This window comes from Rhizobium sp. R635, from assembly GCF_002211285.1.
In the GTDB taxonomy this organism is placed as follows: Bacteria; Pseudomonadota; Alphaproteobacteria; order Rhizobiales; family Rhizobiaceae; genus Rhizobium.
The window spans coordinates 36,893-54,450 of the sequence record NZ_LOKX01000024.1; the positions used below are offsets into that span (position 1 = coordinate 36,893).

17 protein-coding genes are annotated in these 17,558 nt (G+C 62.2%); 5 read left to right on the forward strand and 12 right to left on the reverse strand.

What is annotated here, in order from left to right:
* Positions 1-3: 3 nt before the first annotated feature.
* The 7 genes from ATY78_RS18770 to epmA form a co-directional block, all read right to left on the reverse strand.
* Entirely contained in the window at positions 4-2,484 is a 2,481-nt protein-coding gene (locus tag ATY78_RS18770) for a glycoside hydrolase family 2 protein (protein WP_088683823.1), read from the reverse strand.
* A gap of 16 nt (positions 2,485-2,500) precedes the next feature.
* A complete protein-coding gene (locus tag ATY78_RS18775) occupies positions 2,501-3,460 on the reverse strand; it encodes a DUF1839 family protein (protein WP_088683840.1) in 960 nt (319 codons plus the stop codon).
* Between the two features lie 8 nt (positions 3,461-3,468).
* Positions 3,469-4,377 (reverse strand): amino acid--[acyl-carrier-protein] ligase, encoded by a 909-nt coding sequence (locus ATY78_RS18780; protein WP_088683824.1) that lies wholly within the window; start codon positions 4,375-4,377, stop codon positions 3,469-3,471.
* A gap of 5 nt (positions 4,378-4,382) precedes the next feature.
* Entirely contained in the window at positions 4,383-5,564 is a 1,182-nt protein-coding gene (locus ATY78_RS18785) for an acyl-CoA dehydrogenase family protein (RefSeq protein ID WP_088683825.1), read from the reverse strand.
* Positions 5,564-5,815, reverse strand: coding sequence for an acyl carrier protein (locus tag ATY78_RS18790; protein ID WP_003567517.1), 252 nt, complete (start codon positions 5,813-5,815; stop codon positions 5,564-5,566). Before ATY78_RS18790 ends, ATY78_RS18785 begins: the two co-directional genes overlap by 1 nt.
* A gap of 262 nt (positions 5,816-6,077) precedes the next feature.
* Positions 6,078-7,130: a lysine-2,3-aminomutase-like protein gene (locus ATY78_RS18795; RefSeq protein ID WP_088683826.1), complete on the reverse strand. Its 1,053-nt coding sequence runs from the start codon at positions 7,128-7,130 to the stop codon at positions 6,078-6,080.
* The gene (gene epmA, locus ATY78_RS18800; RefSeq protein ID WP_088683827.1) at positions 7,127-8,188 is read right to left on the reverse strand and encodes an EF-P lysine aminoacylase EpmA; all 1,062 of its coding nucleotides are present in this window, start codon (positions 8,186-8,188) and stop codon (positions 7,127-7,129) included. The genes ATY78_RS18795 and epmA overlap by 4 nt, the downstream gene beginning before the upstream one ends.
* A gap of 148 nt (positions 8,189-8,336) precedes the next feature.
* On the opposite strand from epmA, the gene efp reads away from it, so the two are divergent.
* Positions 8,337-8,906, forward strand: a complete 570-nt coding sequence (efp, locus tag ATY78_RS18805) for an elongation factor P (protein WP_008528334.1) — start codon at positions 8,337-8,339, stop codon at positions 8,904-8,906.
* Between the two features lie 137 nt (positions 8,907-9,043).
* On the opposite strand, the gene ATY78_RS18810 is transcribed toward efp, so the two are convergent.
* Positions 9,044-9,718: a GntR family transcriptional regulator gene (locus ATY78_RS18810; protein ID WP_088683828.1), complete on the reverse strand. Its 675-nt coding sequence runs from the start codon at positions 9,716-9,718 to the stop codon at positions 9,044-9,046.
* Positions 9,719-9,865: 147 nt separating this feature from the next.
* Here ATY78_RS18810 and ATY78_RS18815 point away from each other — a divergent pair, with 147 nt between their 5' ends.
* From ATY78_RS18815 to ATY78_RS18830, 4 genes are read left to right on the forward strand one after another with little or no spacing between them, the layout of a single operon-like run.
* A complete protein-coding gene (locus ATY78_RS18815) occupies positions 9,866-10,792 on the forward strand; it encodes a transporter substrate-binding domain-containing protein (protein WP_088683829.1) in 927 nt (308 codons plus the stop codon).
* A gap of 9 nt (positions 10,793-10,801) precedes the next feature.
* Positions 10,802-11,545 (forward strand): amino acid ABC transporter permease, encoded by a 744-nt coding sequence (locus tag ATY78_RS18820; RefSeq protein ID WP_088683830.1) that lies wholly within the window; start codon positions 10,802-10,804, stop codon positions 11,543-11,545.
* Positions 11,546-11,548: 3 nt separating this feature from the next.
* Positions 11,549-12,349 carry an amino acid ABC transporter ATP-binding protein gene (locus ATY78_RS18825; RefSeq protein WP_088683831.1) on the forward strand — a complete coding sequence of 267 codons (801 nt, stop codon included), beginning with the start codon at positions 11,549-11,551 and terminating at the stop codon, positions 12,347-12,349.
* 51 nt (positions 12,350-12,400) lie between these two features.
* Positions 12,401-13,597, forward strand: coding sequence for an FAD-dependent oxidoreductase (locus ATY78_RS18830; protein WP_088683832.1), 1,197 nt, complete (start codon positions 12,401-12,403; stop codon positions 13,595-13,597).
* Positions 13,598-13,650: 53 nt separating this feature from the next.
* On the opposite strand, the gene ATY78_RS18835 is transcribed toward ATY78_RS18830, so the two are convergent.
* Genes ATY78_RS18835 through ATY78_RS18850 form a run of 4 tightly spaced genes read right to left on the reverse strand, consistent with a single transcriptional unit; the run spans position 13,651 to position 17,349 of the window.
* Positions 13,651-14,379 (reverse strand): SIS domain-containing protein, encoded by a 729-nt coding sequence (locus ATY78_RS18835; protein ID WP_088683833.1) that lies wholly within the window; start codon positions 14,377-14,379, stop codon positions 13,651-13,653.
* A gap of 17 nt (positions 14,380-14,396) precedes the next feature.
* Positions 14,397-15,548, reverse strand: a complete 1,152-nt coding sequence (gene nagA / locus ATY78_RS18840) for an N-acetylglucosamine-6-phosphate deacetylase (RefSeq protein WP_088683834.1) — start codon at positions 15,546-15,548, stop codon at positions 14,397-14,399.
* Positions 15,548-16,579: an SIS domain-containing protein gene (locus ATY78_RS18845; protein ID WP_088683835.1), complete on the reverse strand. Its 1,032-nt coding sequence runs from the start codon at positions 16,577-16,579 to the stop codon at positions 15,548-15,550. The genes nagA and ATY78_RS18845 overlap by 1 nt, the downstream gene beginning before the upstream one ends.
* The gene (locus ATY78_RS18850; RefSeq protein ID WP_088683836.1) at positions 16,576-17,349 is read right to left on the reverse strand and encodes a GntR family transcriptional regulator; all 774 of its coding nucleotides are present in this window, start codon (positions 17,347-17,349) and stop codon (positions 16,576-16,578) included. Before ATY78_RS18850 ends, ATY78_RS18845 begins: the two co-directional genes overlap by 4 nt.
* Positions 17,350-17,558: the final 209 nt, after the last annotated feature.

Here is a 17,558-nt window from a genome sequence, read left to right on the forward strand (position 1 = left end):
GCCTCAGCCCGCGAGCCCAACGCGACGTGAACTGCCTAGACTTCTGATTTCGCCCGTCGGCGGAACATCGCTCTCCGTGCCGGACAGCGCGGAGAGCTTGACGCGCCGCACTGGGCCGGGAGCAAGGTGGAACCAGTCGTCGTCGGCCCTGTAGCCTTCGACGTCGATATGGACCGATTGCGCCAGCAGGTCGGTCCTGAGATCGACGACCCAGCTGTCCCCGTCTCGGCCGAGCGACGCCTCGATGCCGGCGTCGTACAGCGCTTTTCCGCGTCCGCAGGGGAAGTGGAAGCTTTCCGCGAGGATGGCGCCGTCGGCGAGCGAGCGCAGGCGCGCCACGCTGGCATCATGCGACGGCGGCCCGAAACGGAAGGCATAGGTCGTGTCGAAGAAGGCGCCGAAGAGCGTGGTCGAGGCAAAACGTTCCGCGCCCCTTGCCGCCAGCTTGAAGGCCATGCTGCCGCTGACGACCTGCTGCCTTCCGTCGCGCAGGCAGGCGACTTCCAATTCCACGTCGAGGGCGGCGTCCGTCTCGTTGACGACATGCACGTCGAGACCGTTGGTTCCCTCGTCGGTGAAGATGGCCTGGATCGGCCGGAACGCACGGCGCATCGCATACCAGACAGGCTTCGGCTCGCCGGTGGAATCGATCACGCCCCAGCCGGGGCCGGGCAGGAGATCCTGCAGCGTCCAGACGAGCGCACCGTTGCAGGCCGAACCCTTGCGCCGCCATTCGGCGAAGGTTTCCTCGATCACCTCGCCGGTGACGGCGCGGGAGAGATCGAGATAACGTTCCGGATCTTCGCGGCGCAGCCGGGCCGGATCGAGGCCGTAGAGAAGCTCCAGGTAGAAGTCGCGAACGTCTTCGAAATCCCACGATGCGCTGCGGTCGCGCGGCACGCGCGCTTTCCAGAGCGGGCTGTGGACTGGGGGCACGTCGAGATGACGCTGCAGTGTTCTTTGCTGCGGCACATGCGCGAAGGCGAGGCTTTCGGATGCGAAGCGCACATCGGCACGGCGCGCATCCGCAATCGGGCGCATATAGGCGCCGACACCGTAATAATGCGCAATGCCTGAATTGGGCGAAAACGGCATCGCTCCGCCATAGGGCGAATTCGGAACATAGGGCACGTCCGGGCGCATGCGCGAGACGATGGCCGGGATGATTTCGTCGGTAACAGGCCCGCTCCAGAATTCCATGGGCAGGCCGAGCATCGCCGCCTGCTGATGGATCTCGCTGCCGCCGCAGAGCACGGCAAGCGACGGAGACGCCTGGACACCGTGCAGGAACTCCTCGACCTCGGCATGCACATGGCCGAGGAAGGTCTTGTCGCTGCGGGGATAATCGAAATTGGCGAACATGAAATCCTGCCACGCGAGCAGGCCGAGCTCGTCGCAGAGCGCGAAGAAATCGGGCGTCTCGTAAGCCATGGTGCCGCCGATGCGGATCATGTTCATGCCGGCTTGGGCGGCAAGCCGCAGGAACGGCTCGTAATCCGCCCGCCCGCCGGGCAACCGCGCGATATCAGCCGTCGTCCACACCGCTCCGCGGCAGAAGATACGTTCGCCGTTGATGAAGAGCGCGAAATCATCGCCATCGGCGCCACGCTCGACTTCGATACGCCGGAAGCCGGTCTGCCCAAGAGGATAGTCCGCACCGTCGGAAACCAGCGTCAGATCGTAGAGACGAGGAGCCCCATGTGTATGCGGCCACCAGGGCTCGATGTCGGGAAGCTTGAGGATAGCCGAGTAATGATTGTCGCCGATCTTCTCGAAGGGCTGCTCCATGCCGCCGCAGCGCAGCAGCATGACCGGATCCTCCGCATTGCTGTGCAGGGAGACGCTGAGACGGCCGACGCCGCTCTCCTCCAGGATCGCCCGGATGGAGACATTGTCGATCGAGACGGGATTGCGCCGCACGAGCGAAATCGGCCGCCACGGCCCGACCGCATGGATATCGGGGCACCAGCCGGGCATATGGCCGAGCAAAGTCGTGCGGAAATTCTTCAGGCCCGCCGGCGTGATCATCTGCGGCCGCCAGCGCGCGCGGGGGCCGGGCTCGGAGAGACGAGGGCCGAGCGCCCGGAAGCACAGCGCCAGCTCGTCGCCGCCCAAAAGCGTCACCGGGATCTCATGCGCCGTGAACATGCTTTCGGAAAAGAGGATTTCCTCGCCGTTGAGGAAGACGTGGCATAGCGTGGCGAGCCCGCCGAAACGCAGGATCGCTTCGCCGGGTTCGGCATCGAACAGCCGGCAGAGATACCAGGCGTCCTTCGTGTTCAGCGGCTCGGGATTGTCACGGTCGAAGAGCCCGGCTTTTTCGAGCGCTGCGGCAACGGTGCCGGGAACCGGCGCGGGAATGAACTGCGCGGAAAGATGAATGTCGTGCGGCACCGCGCAGGCGCCCGGCTCCGTCAGGATCAGGTTCCAGCCTTCGGAAAGCAGGCTTTCCCAGGCTCCGATGCTTGCCAAACGCCCCCGCATGGTCAGATCTCCGGCCTCAGATTCGCTCCGCAAGCGATGCCATCATGGAATCCCATGCATCGGCGGCCGGATCAAGTGCCGCCTGCAGCGGCTCGAACTTCCTGCGGGCAACGGCGCGGGCAAGCTGGAACTGCACCGATTTCGCCGCATCCGAGATGCGCCGGGCATCCTCTGCGGCCGCCGCGAATTCGGGAGAGAGCCAGACCAGGTGATCGGCCGCCAGCTCGAAATTGGCCCCCACCTGGCGAAGCGTGTTGAAGGCGTATTTGTGGAAGAAGCCGAATGGCCGCTCCGCCACTGCTTCCACCTGCTGCGGAAAGACGCTGGCGAAGGCGCGGATCGGGTTTTCGCGTGGACGCCTGGAGAAATGAAAACCGGCGAGCCGCCGCGCGGTCACGCGCAGATGCGCTTCATCGGCGGGCTTTTCCGGAAACCGCGCAAATTCCGCATAGGGCAGGAACGGCGGATCGCTCTCCGTCAGATGCTGCTGGAATAGCCCATCGAAATCCTCACCTTCCAGGCGAAAATAGCCGGCATTGTGAAAATACTCGACGCGCTTTGCCGCCACATCCAACCGGTTGATCGCGACCGTCGTCTTGCCATGCTCCTGCCGGTAGGCGGTACCGCGCGTATCCGGCATATAGAAGGAATCCATCTCGATCAGGCAGAGACGGCCCCGCGCGATCTGCACCTCGACATGCCGTTCGACACGGTCGTAGATTGCAAGCTCTGTCGCGCGGATGCCGTAGAGCGCTTCGAGATCTTCGAGCGGCACCTTGAAGAACGTGAACTGGTCGCCCTCGAAGTCCTGCGCCAGGGTAAAACCCAGCATCGCCTCGGGTGCTGCGCCCGAGCTGTTCAGCACCTCGATCCAGAGATCGACATAGCAGTTGGTTTCCGGCCATGCACGCTCGCCGGAATGCAGCGCGTGCTGCCGGTAGCTTTCCGGGCTGATCGCCGGGAAGACCGATCTCATCGACGTCATCAGCCCCACAGCGTTTTCCGTACGCTGGCCGGCCACTCCTTCACGTCGAGCCCGTGGTGGTGGAAGAGGGCGAGCGCGATGCGCTCCAGACCGAAGCCGACGCAGGCCGTGTGTGCCACGCTGCCGTCTTCGAGGTTCAGACCCCACTTCAGGCCGAAGGAATCCTGGTGGTAATTGAAGCTCATGCAGGCGGTCGGATTTGCGGCCGACGTGATCGGGATCAAAAGCTCGAACTTCAGGTTCTGGTCGCGCTGGTTGTTGACCATCATCTTGCCGGCACGGCCGAAGAACGGATCGTTGGCGACGTCGATGGTCACATCGAGGCCGAGCTGCTTCATCATCTCGATACCGCGATCCATCCATTTCTGACGGAAATCGGTGACGTGCTGCTCGGTGCCCATGCAGACATATTCGCGCATGCGGAACAGCTGCTGGCGGGCGGGGTCCTTCGAAGGCTCGTGGCGGAAGCAATAGGATTGCAGATCGAAGAGGCCGCCCGTCTTCGGCAGGTTGCCGCGCTTGGCGACCGTCGGATAGAGCGGATAGCAGGCAGCCGGCGTCAGCACGATATCGGTCGCCTTCTGGTCCTTGGTCCAGTCGTCGCCGACTTCCATGCATTGCAGCAGGCTCATATGGTCGAGCTCGCTGCCGCAGAAACTGTGCACCGTGCCGGCAAGCTGCGGGAAGCTCTTCATGTAACCGCTCTTTTCGAAGAGCGCGACGTTCATCCCGGGCGGGAAGCGCATCGCCTCGGCGCCGTCGGCGCCGCCGAACGCATCGATCAGCCGTTCGAAAGCGGTGATGACATCTTCGAACTGGCCGCTGCGGCCATAGAGACCGTCAACGCCGGTATCGATCAGCAGGCCGGACTCGAAGAGCCGGTCCAGAAACGAGGTTTGCATATCCATGACTGTCACCCCAGTAGGCTAGTGTCCTGCTTGTGGACGAGAAGCATGCTCGACGTATTGCCGAGGATGCGGTCGTTCGAGATCATGAGCTGTGCGGAATGCGCATCGCGCAAATGACGTCCGAGGCTGAAGGGCGTACCGTTCTTGTAGCCCATGATGCCGCAGATCAGCATGGCATGATTGACGATCTCCAGGATCGTCTCGGAAGAGGCGATCTTGACGTTGTTCATCGCCACCGCAAAGCCCATCGACGACAGCCTGTCCGGATCCGATTTGGCGTCCTCATAAGCCTTCAGCCCGGCAACGACGTTGGATTTCACCATCTGCAGCAGGTTCGACACCTCGGCGAGGCGCAGCGCGCCCGGCGGCTGGGCATCCGGCGCCTTGCGCGCGGCGGCGCGCACGAAGGCCTGGGCGCGGGCGACGGTATCGACCGCGATGCCGTACCAGACGCCACTCCAGAGCAGATGCGAGGAAGCGAGCATGGACTGCGCCGCGATCTCGGCGAAAGGCTTCGGCAGGATCTGCCGCGCCGGCGCTTCCCCCTTGAAGAGGAAACCGTCGGAGCAGGTGCCGCGCATGCCGAGCGTATTCCAGGCATGCGTCTTTTCGAGTGTGTACTGGTCCTTGAGGAAGGCCGTCAGCACCTGATCGGAAGAGGCTGCCTGCGGATGGCTGCGCGAAGTGATGAGGATGGCGTCGGCATGCGAGCCGTAGGAAATGACGGTCGCGTCCTTTTCGAGGCGGCAGGTATCACCGTCGACTTCGACCGCGCAGATGCTGTTGCGCAGGTTGCCGCCGATGCCGCCCTCGGTGGTGGCCGAGGCGATCAGCAGCTGGTCGGCAGCGATGCGGAGCATGAAGTCACGATGCCATTCGCTGTCGGCGCCGTGTTCGACGAGGCTCGACAGCTTGATATGGTGCATGGCGAAGACCATGGCGCTTGCAGCGCAGGCCTGGCCGAGCATCGAGCACAATTCGGCGATTTCGGTGGTCGAGGCCGATTCACCGCCGAGATGGCGGGGCACCTGGATGCCGAGCAGCCTTTCGGCCTTCATCGCATCCACGGCTTCGCGGGGAAAGCGGCCCTCGGCATCGACGGCATCGGCGTGTTTGGCCGCCACTTCGGCAACGCGGGCGACCCTTGCGACAAGACCGTCCTGCATGATCTTGACGGGGAAGTTCATCAGGCGACCTTCCGGCTGTCCTGGATGATATCGACCGTCTTGGCGATGGCCGAGATGCTCGCGAAGGATTTGCGGTTCAGGAGATTGTCGGGAAATTCGATATCGAACGCTTCTTCGATGCCGAGCATCAGCTGCACCGAGGCAAAGGACGTCAGACCCGCCGCATAGAGATCGGCATCGTCGGCGACCTGGTCGATTGCGACAGGAAGCTTGCCGAATTTGGCTACGAGGTCGCGAATTGTCTTATTCATCCCATCACTCCAAGATTCTCATGATCCCGAACCGGCGTTCATCGCCTTGTCATGAGCGTTCTTTTAGTGCGGAAAACAGAACATTCCGCTAATTTGTTGGGTTAAAGATGATTGTTCCTCATAGTTAGGATTTTAGCGATCCTTCCTGCGAAAGCAGAAATACGTATTTGATCTCAATATGTTGATGAAATTTCATCGCCCGTGCCTAATGTGGTTTCCGGTGTGGCGAGTACAGAAATGACACGGAAAGTAGCGTTTTAGGTCAATCCGCGGGCGGATAGGAATGTTCGCCGCCGCGATAATCCGAGATGGAATAACATCCATCGCCCGTTGCCCTAACGGTGCTTCCGCTGACGACGGCCTTGCCGTGACCGCCTGGGATATCGAGAATGTAGGTCGGCTGGCAGAGACCGGAAATCCGCCCGCGCAGCGCCGCCACGATCCTCTGCCCCTCCTCGATCGTCGGCCGAAAATGGCCAGTGCCCGGTGCAAGATCGGGATGATGCAGGTAATAGGGTTTCACGCGGATCTCGACGAAGGCCTTCATCAGCTCGGCCAGCACGTCCGGATCGTCGTTGATGCCCTTGAGAAGCACCGACTGGCTGACCATGGCGATGCCGGCATCGATAAGGCGGGCGCAGGCCGCGCGCGCTTCCACCGTCAGCTCCCTGGCATGATTGGCATGAAGCGCGACATAAACGGTCTTGCCGCTCGCCTTCAGCGCCTCGATCAGCGCCGCATCGATCTTCTCGGGATCGACGACGGGAACGCGTGTGTGGAAGCGCACGATCTTCACATGCGCGATGTCCCTGAGTGCTTCCATGATCTCGCGCAGCCGGCGCGGCGAAAGCACCAGCGGATCGCCGCCGGTGAGGATGACCTCCCAGATTTCCGGATGGCTGCCGATATAGTCGAAGGCCGCCTCCATCGTCGCCGCATCGAGTGTGCCGAGACCCTGCGGCCCCACCATCTCGCGCCGGAAACAAAAGCGGCAATAGACCGGGCAGACATGCACTGCCTTCAGCAGCACACGGTCGGGATAGCGGTGCACGATGCCTTCGACCGGGCTGTGGGCATGATCGCCGATCGGGTCGGCGCGTTCTTCGGGCGCGACCGTGAGTTCGGCCACATCGGGCACGAATTGCCGGGCGATCGGATCATTGGGATCGGCGCGATCGATCAGCCTGGTGACGGCAGGCGTCAGCGCGATCGCGTAACGCGCAGCAACCGCCTCGAGCGCGGCACGTTCTGCAGGCGCGGCAAGCCCCGCCTTCACGAGATCGTCGACGCTCTTCACCGGTTTGACGGCATTCATCTTCCATACTCCGCAACCGGCGCCCACAGCACCTGGTCTATCCGCGAAGCCCCCGTCGCCAGCATCACCAGTCTGTCGAAGCCGAGCGCGATGCCGCTTGCCTCGGGCATCAACGACAATGCGGCGAGGAAATCCTCGTCGATCGGATAGGTCTCGCCATAGATCCGCGCCTTCTCGGCCATCTCGATCTCGAAGCGCCGCCGCTGTTCGCCGGCGTTGGTGAGCTCGCCGAAGCCGTTGGCAAGCTCGACACCGCAGGCATAGAGCTCGAAACGCTCCGCAACCCTGGGGTCGCGAGCAGAAGGACGCGCAAGTGCCGCCTCCGAAACAGGATATTCGTCGAGAATGGTGATGCGGCCGAAACCGAGATGCGGTTCGATCTTTTCGACCAGCACCCGGCTGAAAAGATCGGCCCAGCCGTCGTCATCGGCGACCCGCATGCCGACGCGCCTGAGCTCCGCCGCCAGATGATCGCGATCGGTCGAACCGTAGGCAGCGACCGAAGCGAGAAGATCGATGCCGGCATGCCGCTCGAAGGCTTCGGCGACACTGATCCGCTCCGGCCCGGCGAAAGGATCACTTTCAGCGCCGCGATAGGTGAGCTTCGGCGTTTTCACCGTTTCTGCGGCCAGCGCCAGGAGCCGCACGCAATCCATCATCAGGCTCTCGTAGCTTTCGCCGGCCCGATACCATTCGAGCATGGTGAATTCGGGATGGTGCAGCGGCCCGCGCTCGCGGTTGCGATAGACATGGGCAAAACACGAGATGCGCTCCTCACCGGCGGCAAGCAGCTTCTTGCAGGCGAATTCCGGCGAGGTGTGCAGATAGAATGGCGCCGTCTGACCGTCCGTCGTCACCGCTTCCGTCGCGAAGGCATGCAGATGCGCCTCATTGCCGGGGGAAACCTGCAGCACCGCCGTATCGACCTCGATGAAATCCTCGCGCGCGAAAAAGCCGCGCAGCGCCGCCTGGATCGCATTGCGCCCGATCAGGAACGGGCGGCGATCGGCATGCACGGACGGGGTCCACCAGGGGGACGCTTTCGCCGAAAAGTTCATTCCAAGCTTTCTTCGCCGGAGAAGCCGGTATGGGGGTGGCTATTTCCCGGATTTTAGGTTAGTTGCGCCCCCAAAGAAAAACATTTGCGTCTTCGGGGCGTCTCGACAGTCATCTACGACGCCGAAAGCCGAGTTACAAGGAAGTCTTATGGTCAAGGTCATCGCCTCTTCGGTCCGCAAGGGCAACGTTCTCGATGTCGACGGCAAGCTCTACGTCGTTCTCACCGCCCAGAACTTTCATCCGGGCAAGGGCACGCCGGTCACCCAGGTCGACATGCGCCGCATCGTCGACGGCGTGAAGGTCTCCGAGCGCTGGCGCACCACCGAACAGGTCGAGCGCGCCTTCGTCGAAGACGTCAACTTCCAGTACCTCTATGAGGACGGCGAAGGCTTCCACTTCATGAACCCTGCGAACTACGACCAGGTGGTCGTCAGCCAGGAAACCATGGGCGACCAGAAGGCCTATCTCCAGGAAGGCATGACCTGCATCCTGTCGATCCATGAAGGCATTCCGCTGGCGCTCGAACTGCCGCGCCACGTCACGCTCGAGATCGTCGAGACGGAACCGGTCGTCAAGGGCCAGACGGCATCCTCGTCCTACAAGCCGGCCATGCTCTCCAACGGCATCCGCACCTCGGTCCCGCCGCATATCGACGCCGGCACCCGCGTCGTCATCGCGACCGAAGACAATTCCTACGTCGAACGCGCCAAGGACTGATCCTGGTTTTCATCCATTCAGGAGGCCGGCTCACGCCGGCCTCTGACTGGAATGTGGAATGCAGGCAAGTATCCATGCCGCGTCCACGCGCAACGCGCGATTGTCAGCTAAGCTGCACCCAATTCCAAGAGCCGAATTCAGATAACCTTTCGGACCTCGCTCTCGAAGCTCATGACATGAGCCATCGCGATCTTTTCGGCCTCATCGGCATCCCCTCTGCATACCGCCTCGAGCATGAGGACCTGATCATGCAAGACGTCCTCAAGACGCGGCACCAGCGTCGGAAACCGTTTCATCGCGACATACAGGATTCTCAGCGACAGATTGTGGTAGTGGTCCAGCGTATCGAACAGGAAAGAATTCTTCGCCACCTTGTAAATGAAGCGGTGAACCCGGCGATCCAGGGCAAGGATGTCTTCCAGCGCCATCGGACCGATTGTTTGCTTGAGCTCATCGATCAGCTGCCGCGCTTCCTGCCGCTCGAACTCGCGCAGCCTTTCCGCAGCTAGCCGGGTCGCCCAGGATTCGATCCGTGCCCGCGCCTCGTAAACGGCGGTAAGATCATTGATATCGATCTTGCTCACGAATGTGCCGCGTCGCGCGCTGACGACCACGAAACCATCATATTGCAGACGCTGAAGCGCCTCCCGGACCGGCGTGCGCCCGACTTCCATGCGCTTCATAAGCTCGGCCTCGCGCAGAAGCGTGCCTGGAGGAAGCAATGTCGTAATGATGTCGTCGCGCAGCCGGATGTATGTCCGCTCCGCCAGCGTTGATTCCGCCGCTTCGTAATCCACTTCGAATGCCGACATATTCACCGCGTTCCTCTCTGTCCATTTCCGCATAGCTAGAGGCTGTTGCGCCTAGAAAAAAGGCGCTCAACGAATCTGCTTGACTTCATATAGTGTCTGCATATTCTCAATATATCAGCAATATATAACCACAAAGAGGGGTTTCAAATGAAACATGCTGAATTGACGAAAAAATCGCAGGCGAATGGGCTCATTGCCTTGGCGATGTTGAGTTTGGGGCTGTTCGCGACGGCCATGCCGTCCGCGGCCAATGCCGACGATCTGGAGCTGATAAAGCCGGGCACGCTCGTCGTGACGGTCCAGCCCTACATGCCCTATACGGCGGTCAAGGATGGAAAGCTCGTCGGGCTCGATAGCGACATCCTGACAGCCATCGCCGATAAGCTCGGCCTCAAGATCGAAATCAACGTCACCGATTTTCCGGGCATGCTGGCTTCCGTCCAGACACAACGGGCAGACATAACCATCGGCGGAATTGCATGGTCCGACACTCGCCAGAAAGTCGGCCTGTTCACCGACCCGCCGTATTATTCGCCGCCGGCCATGGCCGTAAGCGGCACGGCGAGCTTTCCCGATGTTGCGAGCCTGGAAGGCAAAAATCTCGGCACCGTTACCGGCTATGTCTGGGCGAAATCCATCGCGCAGGTGCCTAACGCATCACCCCATACGTTCCCGAGCGCCGACAGCGTGTTCCAGGATATTTCCGCCGGGCGGCTCGACGTCGGCTTTCTCGATCCGCTGCTGATCACCTATCAACAGCAGCAGCGCCCCGACATGAAGGTCCGCATCGAATACCTGAAGCCGCCGACAGACGAGCAGGTCGCCGCGCACCCCGATTACAAATATTTTCAAGCCTACATGACCGGATTCTACCTTCCCAAGCAGTCGCCGAAGCTGGCCAAGGCCGTTTCCGATCAGATCGACGGCATGTACAAGGATGGCTCCCTTGCGGCTTTGATCACGAAATGGGGCGGCGATCCCCAGCAGTTCCTGGTTCCTTCACCCGAGATGGCGGCACAGCGGCGCGGCGTCGACAGGCCCGCCGACTGGAACCCGCCTTCCATCGCGAAGTGAGATCGAAGCATGACGGCGTTGTCATCCTTCACCGATATTTTCCAGGTTCCCTGGAACGACTACGTCGGAAACATTGCCGGGGGTCTGCTCAAGACCCTCGGCTACATCGTAGCCAGCTTCATCGGCGCAACGATCCTTGGCCTTGTCCTTGCGTTGATGAGGCTCAACCGGCTGCGACTGGTCCGCATTCCTGCGGCCTTCTACACCGAGCTTTTTAAAAACGTACCGCTTCTGGCGATCATCTTCCTCACCTATTTCGGCCTGCCTTCCGTAGGCGTCAGGCTGGAGGTTTTCGAAGCGGGAGTCTTGAGCCTGGTGCTCTTTTACGCCGCTTACCTCTCCGAGATCTTTCGGGCGGCTATCGCCGGCGTACACAGAGGACAGCAGGAGGCATCTCAAGCTCTCGGGCTGGGACGCGGCAAAACGTTCAGCCATGTCATCCTGCCGCAGGCGGTGCGGCTGGCGCTTCCCGGTACGAACACGATGTTCGTCGACCTGATCAAGTCGACCTCGCTGCTCGTGACGATCTCCGCTGCCGAGTTGATGACGCAGGCGCAGTTGATCGCCTCGGAAACATTCCGGGCGCTTGAAGTGTATCTCGTGATCTCGACCCTTTATTTCCTTATCTGCTACCCGGTTTCACAATGTCTGCTTCTGCTGGAGCGCAAGATCCATGCCGGCGTGCCGTTGTCATTGGCCAGAAGGCGTCGGCTCAAATTAGCCAGGACCTATCTCGTCGAAGGGAAAGCCTGACCGATGACCACCACCCCTGCTCAAGCTGCCTTCGTGTCAAAACAACCGGTCGGTCGCCCTGCCGTCAAAATCAGCGGATTACGCAAGTCTTTCGACGGACGCCTGGTGCTTAATCACGTCGATCTCGAGGTTCTCACAGGCAAAATCGTCAGCATCATTGGCCAGAGCGGTGGAGGAAAGACCACCCTCATGCGCTGCGTCAATTTGCTGGAACGTCCCGATCAGGGAACGATCATCGTCGGCGATGAGACGATCTTCGCCGATGGCAAGATCACCTGCCGCAACCTTGCAAAGCTTCGGCAGCGTGTCGGCATGGTATTTCAGCGCTTCAATCTGTTCCCGCATCTGACGGCTGTGGAAAACGTCGTTCTCGCTCAGATGCATGCAGCCGGGATTGGTGAAAGAGAAGCCGTGGAACGGGCCGTGAAACTTCTGACGAGGGTAGGCCTTGCCAAACGGGCGATGGCTTATCCGGAACAGATGTCGGGCGGCGAGCAGCAGCGTGTGGCGATTGCGCGCGCCCTGGCGCTGGAACCAACGGTGTTGCTGTTCGACGAGCCGACGTCGGCGCTCGATCCTGAATCGACCGGCGAAGTTCTCCGCGTCATGCGGGAACTGGCGGCCGACGGCATGACGATGATCCTGGTCACCCACGAACTGCCCTTTGCAAAGGAAGTGTCGGACTGGGTCGTGTTCATCGATGGTGGCCTCATCATCGAGCAGGGAACCGCCGGAGATGTGCTCGACCATCCCAGAGAAGCACGCACGGCTGCCTATGTCGCGCGCTACGCTTCCCCAGGTTAGCCCTTGAACGGGCATCCAAGCCTCGTTTCTCTAAAGATAAATCCACCTCCGATGAACAAGCTAACAACAGATATCGCCGTCATCGGCGGCGGCGTGATCGGCGTGGCAACCGCTCTGCGGTTGCGTGCCGACGGCCGCGATGTCGTCGTGATCGAACCGAACAAGCCCGGTTCGGGCGCGTCTTACGGCAATGCCGGCACGATCGCCGATTATGCAATCATTCCCGTCGGCACGCCCGCTGTCCTTAAAAACCTGGCCTCGCTGCTTCTGAATTCCGACAGCCCGCTATCCATCCGCAAGGCGGCATTGCCCACCTTGTTTCCATGGCTGATGCGTTTTGCCTACGAATCCCTCCCTCACAGATACAGGGACAATACGAGCCGAATCGCCGGCCTCCTGTCCGACGCTTCATCGGAATGGCTCGAACTCGCAGCAGAGATCGGCGCATCCGATCTCTTGAGCGCGAAGGGATGCCTCTATCTCTACCAAACGCCTGAGGCCTTCAAGGCAGCCGCTTCGGATGTCGAGCTTCGCCGAAACTACGGGATAGCGCAGCAGCTCCTCACCCCCGACGACGTGCAAAGCCTGGAACCTCAGCTGCCGCAGGTCCATGGCGGGGGGCTTTTCTTTCCGAAAGCGATAAACTTCACCGATCCCGGCGAGGTCATGAGCGTGATGGAGACCGCCGCCAGACGAGCGGGCGTCGAGTTCGTCCGAGACGCCGTGACGACTATTTCCCGCGAGCGGAATGGAGTGAGAATGATGGCTTCAGCCCACAGCATTCATGCCCGAGCGGCCGTCATCGCTGCCGGCGCACATTCCCGCGGGCTAGCTCTGCAGCTCGGAGAGCGGGTCCTGCTGGATACCGAGCGGGGTTATCATCTCGAGTTCGATATGGAAACGCTGCCGGTGGAACGACCGGTATGCCCGACGCATCATGGATTTTACTTTTGCCCGATGCGTGGCCGCCTGCGCGTGGCCGGTACCGTGGAACTCGGAGGCATCGCCGCGCCTTCGAACCCAAGGCGCCTGGAAGTGTTGCTTGCAAATGCGCGCAGGATTTTCCCGACGCTTGGCGAACCAAGCCGGAGCTGGATGGGCTTTCGCCCTTCCATGCCCGATTCCGTTCCCGTCATCCGGCCTTCAAGAGGAGGAAGGGACGTCGTCTTTGCCTTTGGACACGGGCATATCGGCTTGACGCTGGCGCCGCGGACGGCCCGCATGGTCAGCTCCATTCTCGCTGCTTGATCGCGTCACGAACCGCGCTTTGTGACGACGGCAAGCCCATTTATCCGCGATCATCAAAGATGTGGGTTGCGCGGCCGGTATTTCTTGACGAGCTTCTGGTTGATCTCGGCAGCCCCCGGCATGTTGGCGCTGAGATAAACAGGCGCATCGCCGGATTTGGAAAGCTCCGAGGCGACTTCCGCGAAGATCGCATTGATGACCGTCACCCCGACCGCCGTCGAGACCGGCCCGACCCGAAGCCCCGTGCCTTCGAGATCGATGACGGCGTCGCCCGGCGGCAATCCGTTGTCGAGCACGATATCAGCGACTTCGGCGAGCCGCCGGCGGCCATTGGCGATCGCCGAGGAATAGGCGATCGAGGTGATGGCGATCACCTTTGCGCCGATTTCGTGCGCATAATCGGCGGCCTCGATCGGCGCGGCATTCACACCCGAGTTGGAGGCGATGATGATGACGTCGCCCGGCTGCATGCCGTAGCGCTCCAGCATCGGCCGCACCAGGCCTTGGGTGCGCTCATAGACCGAGCTGATCACCGCCCCCTCGTGCAGCATGGCCGATCCGACGAGCACCGGCACGGTGAAGGCGAGCCCGCCGGCGCGATAATGCACCTCTTCCGCCAGCATATGCGAATGACCGGTGCCGAAGACATAGACGCGCTTGTCGCCGCGGGCAGCATCGAGGATGACATCAGCTGCCTGCGCCATCGGCTCGGCAAGCGCCTGCTTCAACGTCTCCAGCCGGCCGATCAGGTTGGAGAAATAGGCATCCGTGATATTAGTCATTCCTTGGCTCCTCGATCTCAGGCCGCCTCGCCGGCAAGCCAGGTGGCGGTGACGGCAAGAGCGTCGGTGAGATGCACGAGATCGGCACGCGCCCCCGGCGAGAGATGGCCGCGGTCGGCAAGCCTGAGGAAGCGGGCGGGATAAAGCGTCGCCATGCGCAAGGCCTCGGCAAGCGTCAGGTCGAGATAGGTGACGCCGTAGCGGATCGACGAGATCATATCGACGTCGGAGCCGGCAAGCGTCCCGTCGGAAAGCACGAGCTTCGAGCAGAAGCCGCCCCGCTCGCGCCGGACAGTGCGCCCGTTCAGCGTGAACGAATCCTTTTCCGACCCGACGAGCGACATCGCGTCGGTGACGAAGAACAGCTTGCCCTCGCCGCGCTTGGCCCGCAGCGCCGTGCGCAGGGCCTTGGGATCGACGTGATGACCATCGGCGATGATGCCGCACCAGACCGCGGGATGATCGATCGCCGCACCGACGAGGCCCGGCGCGCGGTGCCCCATCTGGCTCATGGCGTTGAAGAGATGCGTGACCCCACGCGCGCCGGCATCGAAACGCTCCTCCGCCGCCTCGCTCGAACAATCGGAATGGCCGATGCTGACGGTGACGCCGCCTTCCGCAAGTTCACGCACCTGGGCGACCGTCACCTGTTCGGCGGCGATGGTGACGAGCAGCGTCCCGATCGCCTCGCGCGCCCGAATGAAGGCCTTGACGTCGCGGTCGTCCACCGGGCGCATCAGTTCAGCCAGATGCGCGCCCTTGCGGGCGGGCGCCAGATGCGGACCTTCGAGATGCAGGCCGGCGACGCCGTGGTTCACCCTCACGGCTTCCTTCGCCGCCTCGATGGCAGCGGCGGAGGCTTCCGATGTATCGGTAATCAGCGTCGGCAGCAGCGATGTCGTGCCGTAGGGCCGATGCCCGCCGGCAATGATATCCATCGAAGCGGCGGAGGGTTCGTCGTTCAGCATCCGGCCGCCGCCGCCATTGACCTGCGCATCGATGAAGCCCGCCGACAGCACACCGCCTTCAAGCGTCACCATCTCGCCGTCAGGCAGCCCGTTTCGCGCAACGATCGCTTCGACACGGCCGTCGGCAACGATGAGTGCCTTGTCGTCATGGAAGCGCTCACCATCGAAGATGCGGGCGCCGACGAAGATCTTGCGCCTCATCAGACCGTCTCCGTCACCTTGAGCAGGTTGGCCGGCCGGTCGGGATCGAAGCCCTTGCGGCGCGTCACCGACTCGATCAGCCTGTAGTAGACGAGCAGCGACACCAGCGGATCGACGAGGCCGTTGCCCGTCGTCGGCACGCGCAGATTGATGCCGGAGAGCGGCTGCGTGGAGAAGCCGACGGTGGTGGCGCCGAGCTTCTGCAGACGCTCCAGCGCCTGGCCGTTATTGGCGAAGGCCGCGTCATCGGGCGCGAAGGCGACGATCGGAAAGCCCGGCTGCACCAGGCGCATCGGGCCGTGCATCAGTTCCGCCAGCGAAAAGGCCTCGGCATGCAGGCCCGAGGTTTCCTTCGCCTTCAGCGCTGCTTCGAGTGCAATGGCAAAAGCGGGGCCGCGGCCGGCGGTATAGAGCGACGTCGCGTGGAAAAGCACGTCTTCGGCCGCCGCCGTATCGATCCCGGCGGTTGCCGCAAGCGCCTCCGGCAATTTTTCCAGCGCTGCCTGCAGGCCGGACGCGCCGCCGATCGCGGCCGTCACGCCGGAAAGGGCTGCGACGGAAGCGATGAAGGATTTCGTCGCAGCCACGCTCTTTTCCGCGCCGGCATTGAGGCCGAGAACGATATCGGCCTGTTTGGCAAGCGGGCTGTCGGTGACGTTGACGACGGCGATCGTCGTCGCTCCGCCCTTCTTCGCCGCTTCCTGCAGCGCCACGATATCGGGGCTCGCACCCGATTGCGAGACGGTGAAATGAACGCCGCCCTTCAGGTGGAGGGCAGCACCGTAGACGGAAGCGATCGACGGACCGACCGAGGCGACCGGAACGCCGCAGGTGATCTCGAAGAGATATTTGAAGAAGGTGGCGGCGTGGTCCGAGGAGCCGCGCGCCGCCGTCGTCACCACGCTTGGGCGGGCAGACGAAAACAGGCGGGCGATTTCGGCAAAGACCGGCTTTTCCTTTTCGAGAAGCGTGGCCACCACCTCCGGCGATTGGCCGGCTTCCTGCAGCATCAGCGACTGGTTCTCACTCATAGATCATCTCCAATTCTCAATTCGGCAACGAAATCATAGGCATCGCCGCGATAATGCGAGCGGGTGTATTCGACGACGCGCTGGTCTTCCAGGCGCGAGACGCGTTCGATCAGAAGCGCCGGCGCGCCTGTTTTGACGTTCAGCATCGCGGCGTAGGACGCATCGAGCGTCACGGCCGTCAGCCGCTGCAGCGCGCGCACCGGCCTGTGCCCACTGGCCGCCAGCGCATCGTAAAGCGATCCTTCGCCGCCGGCATCTTCGCCTAAGAACTTGACCGGCACCACGGCGCGCTCGATCGCCAGCGGCAGGCCATCGGCGAGACGCAGCCGGTCGAGCCTCAGCACCGGCTCATCGCCGCCGAGGCCGAGCAGGAAGGACTCCTCCGGCGACGGCCTGTTGACCTCCCGCGACAATATCCGCGCAGCCGGCAGACGCCCGCGTGAACGCATGTCGGCCGAGAAGGAGGAAAGCCGCCAGAGCGACTGCTCCATGCGCTCCACCTTGCTCGATACGAAAGTACCGCTCCCGTGTCGCGATTCCAGTGCGCCCGAAGCCATCAGGTCGCGGTAGGCGGTACGCACGGTGACGCGGCCGAGCTGCAGGGCCTCGGCAAGGTCGCGCTCACCCGGCAGCGCCGTGCCGGGCTTCAGCAGACCCTCCTGGACGAGGCTGGTCAGCGCCTGCGCCAGCCGCTTGTAGAGCGGGCCGGCCAGCGCTTCACCGCGCAGGCCGCGCCTGTTCAGTTCTGCTATCAGACTGGTTCTATCCATGGACACGCAATAGAACCTATATAGGACCAATCGGCAAGCCTGAATCGGAAGACGCAGAAGAAAAAAAGCCCTCTCCGGCAAGTGAACTGACCCCCGAAAGTTGGACACCCAACTTCGGGGGTTTTGCATGTCCAAATACAGCACGTCGTTCAAGCAGAGTGTTGTGGAGTTTTACAGCGGCGGCAAGCGTAGCGTGCGTGAGGTGAGTG

What these genes read in the sequence shown, in the direction of transcription:
- ATY78_RS18780 (WP_088683824.1), bottom strand. Translation starts at nt 4,377, where the DNA reads ATGGATATGCAAACCTCGTTTCTGGACCGGCTCTTCGAGTCCGGCCTG.
- ATY78_RS18830 (WP_088683832.1), top strand. Translation starts at nt 12,401, where the DNA reads ATGAACAAGCTAACAACAGATATCGCCGTCATCGGCGGCGGCGTGATC.
- ATY78_RS18820 (WP_088683830.1), top strand. Translation starts at nt 10,802, where the DNA reads ATGACGGCGTTGTCATCCTTCACCGATATTTTCCAGGTTCCCTGGAAC.
- ATY78_RS18815 (WP_088683829.1), top strand. Translation starts at nt 9,866, where the DNA reads ATGAAACATGCTGAATTGACGAAAAAATCGCAGGCGAATGGGCTCATT.
- ATY78_RS18770 (WP_088683823.1), bottom strand. Translation starts at nt 2,484, where the DNA reads ATGCGGGGGCGTTTGGCAAGCATCGGAGCCTGGGAAAGCCTGCTTTCC.
- ATY78_RS18775 (WP_088683840.1), bottom strand. Translation starts at nt 3,460, where the DNA reads ATGAGATCGGTCTTCCCGGCGATCAGCCCGGAAAGCTACCGGCAGCAC.
- ATY78_RS18825 (WP_088683831.1), top strand. Translation starts at nt 11,549, where the DNA reads ATGACCACCACCCCTGCTCAAGCTGCCTTCGTGTCAAAACAACCGGTC.
- ATY78_RS18845 (WP_088683835.1), bottom strand. Translation starts at nt 16,579, where the DNA reads ATGAGTGAGAACCAGTCGCTGATGCTGCAGGAAGCCGGCCAATCGCCG.
- epmA (WP_088683827.1), bottom strand. Translation starts at nt 8,188, where the DNA reads ATGAACTTTTCGGCGAAAGCGTCCCCCTGGTGGACCCCGTCCGTGCAT.
- ATY78_RS18785 (WP_088683825.1), bottom strand. Translation starts at nt 5,564, where the DNA reads ATGAACTTCCCCGTCAAGATCATGCAGGACGGTCTTGTCGCAAGGGTC.
- ATY78_RS18790 (WP_003567517.1), bottom strand. Translation starts at nt 5,815, where the DNA reads ATGAATAAGACAATTCGCGACCTCGTAGCCAAATTCGGCAAGCTTCCT.
- ATY78_RS18810 (WP_088683828.1), bottom strand. Translation starts at nt 9,718, where the DNA reads ATGTCGGCATTCGAAGTGGATTACGAAGCGGCGGAATCAACGCTGGCG.
- efp (WP_008528334.1), top strand. Translation starts at nt 8,337, where the DNA reads ATGGTCAAGGTCATCGCCTCTTCGGTCCGCAAGGGCAACGTTCTCGAT.
- nagA (WP_088683834.1), bottom strand. Translation starts at nt 15,548, where the DNA reads ATGAGGCGCAAGATCTTCGTCGGCGCCCGCATCTTCGATGGTGAGCGC.
- ATY78_RS18795 (WP_088683826.1), bottom strand. Translation starts at nt 7,130, where the DNA reads ATGAATGCCGTCAAACCGGTGAAGAGCGTCGACGATCTCGTGAAGGCG.
- ATY78_RS18835 (WP_088683833.1), bottom strand. Translation starts at nt 14,379, where the DNA reads ATGACTAATATCACGGATGCCTATTTCTCCAACCTGATCGGCCGGCTG.
- ATY78_RS18850 (WP_088683836.1), bottom strand. Translation starts at nt 17,349, where the DNA reads ATGGATAGAACCAGTCTGATAGCAGAACTGAACAGGCGCGGCCTGCGC.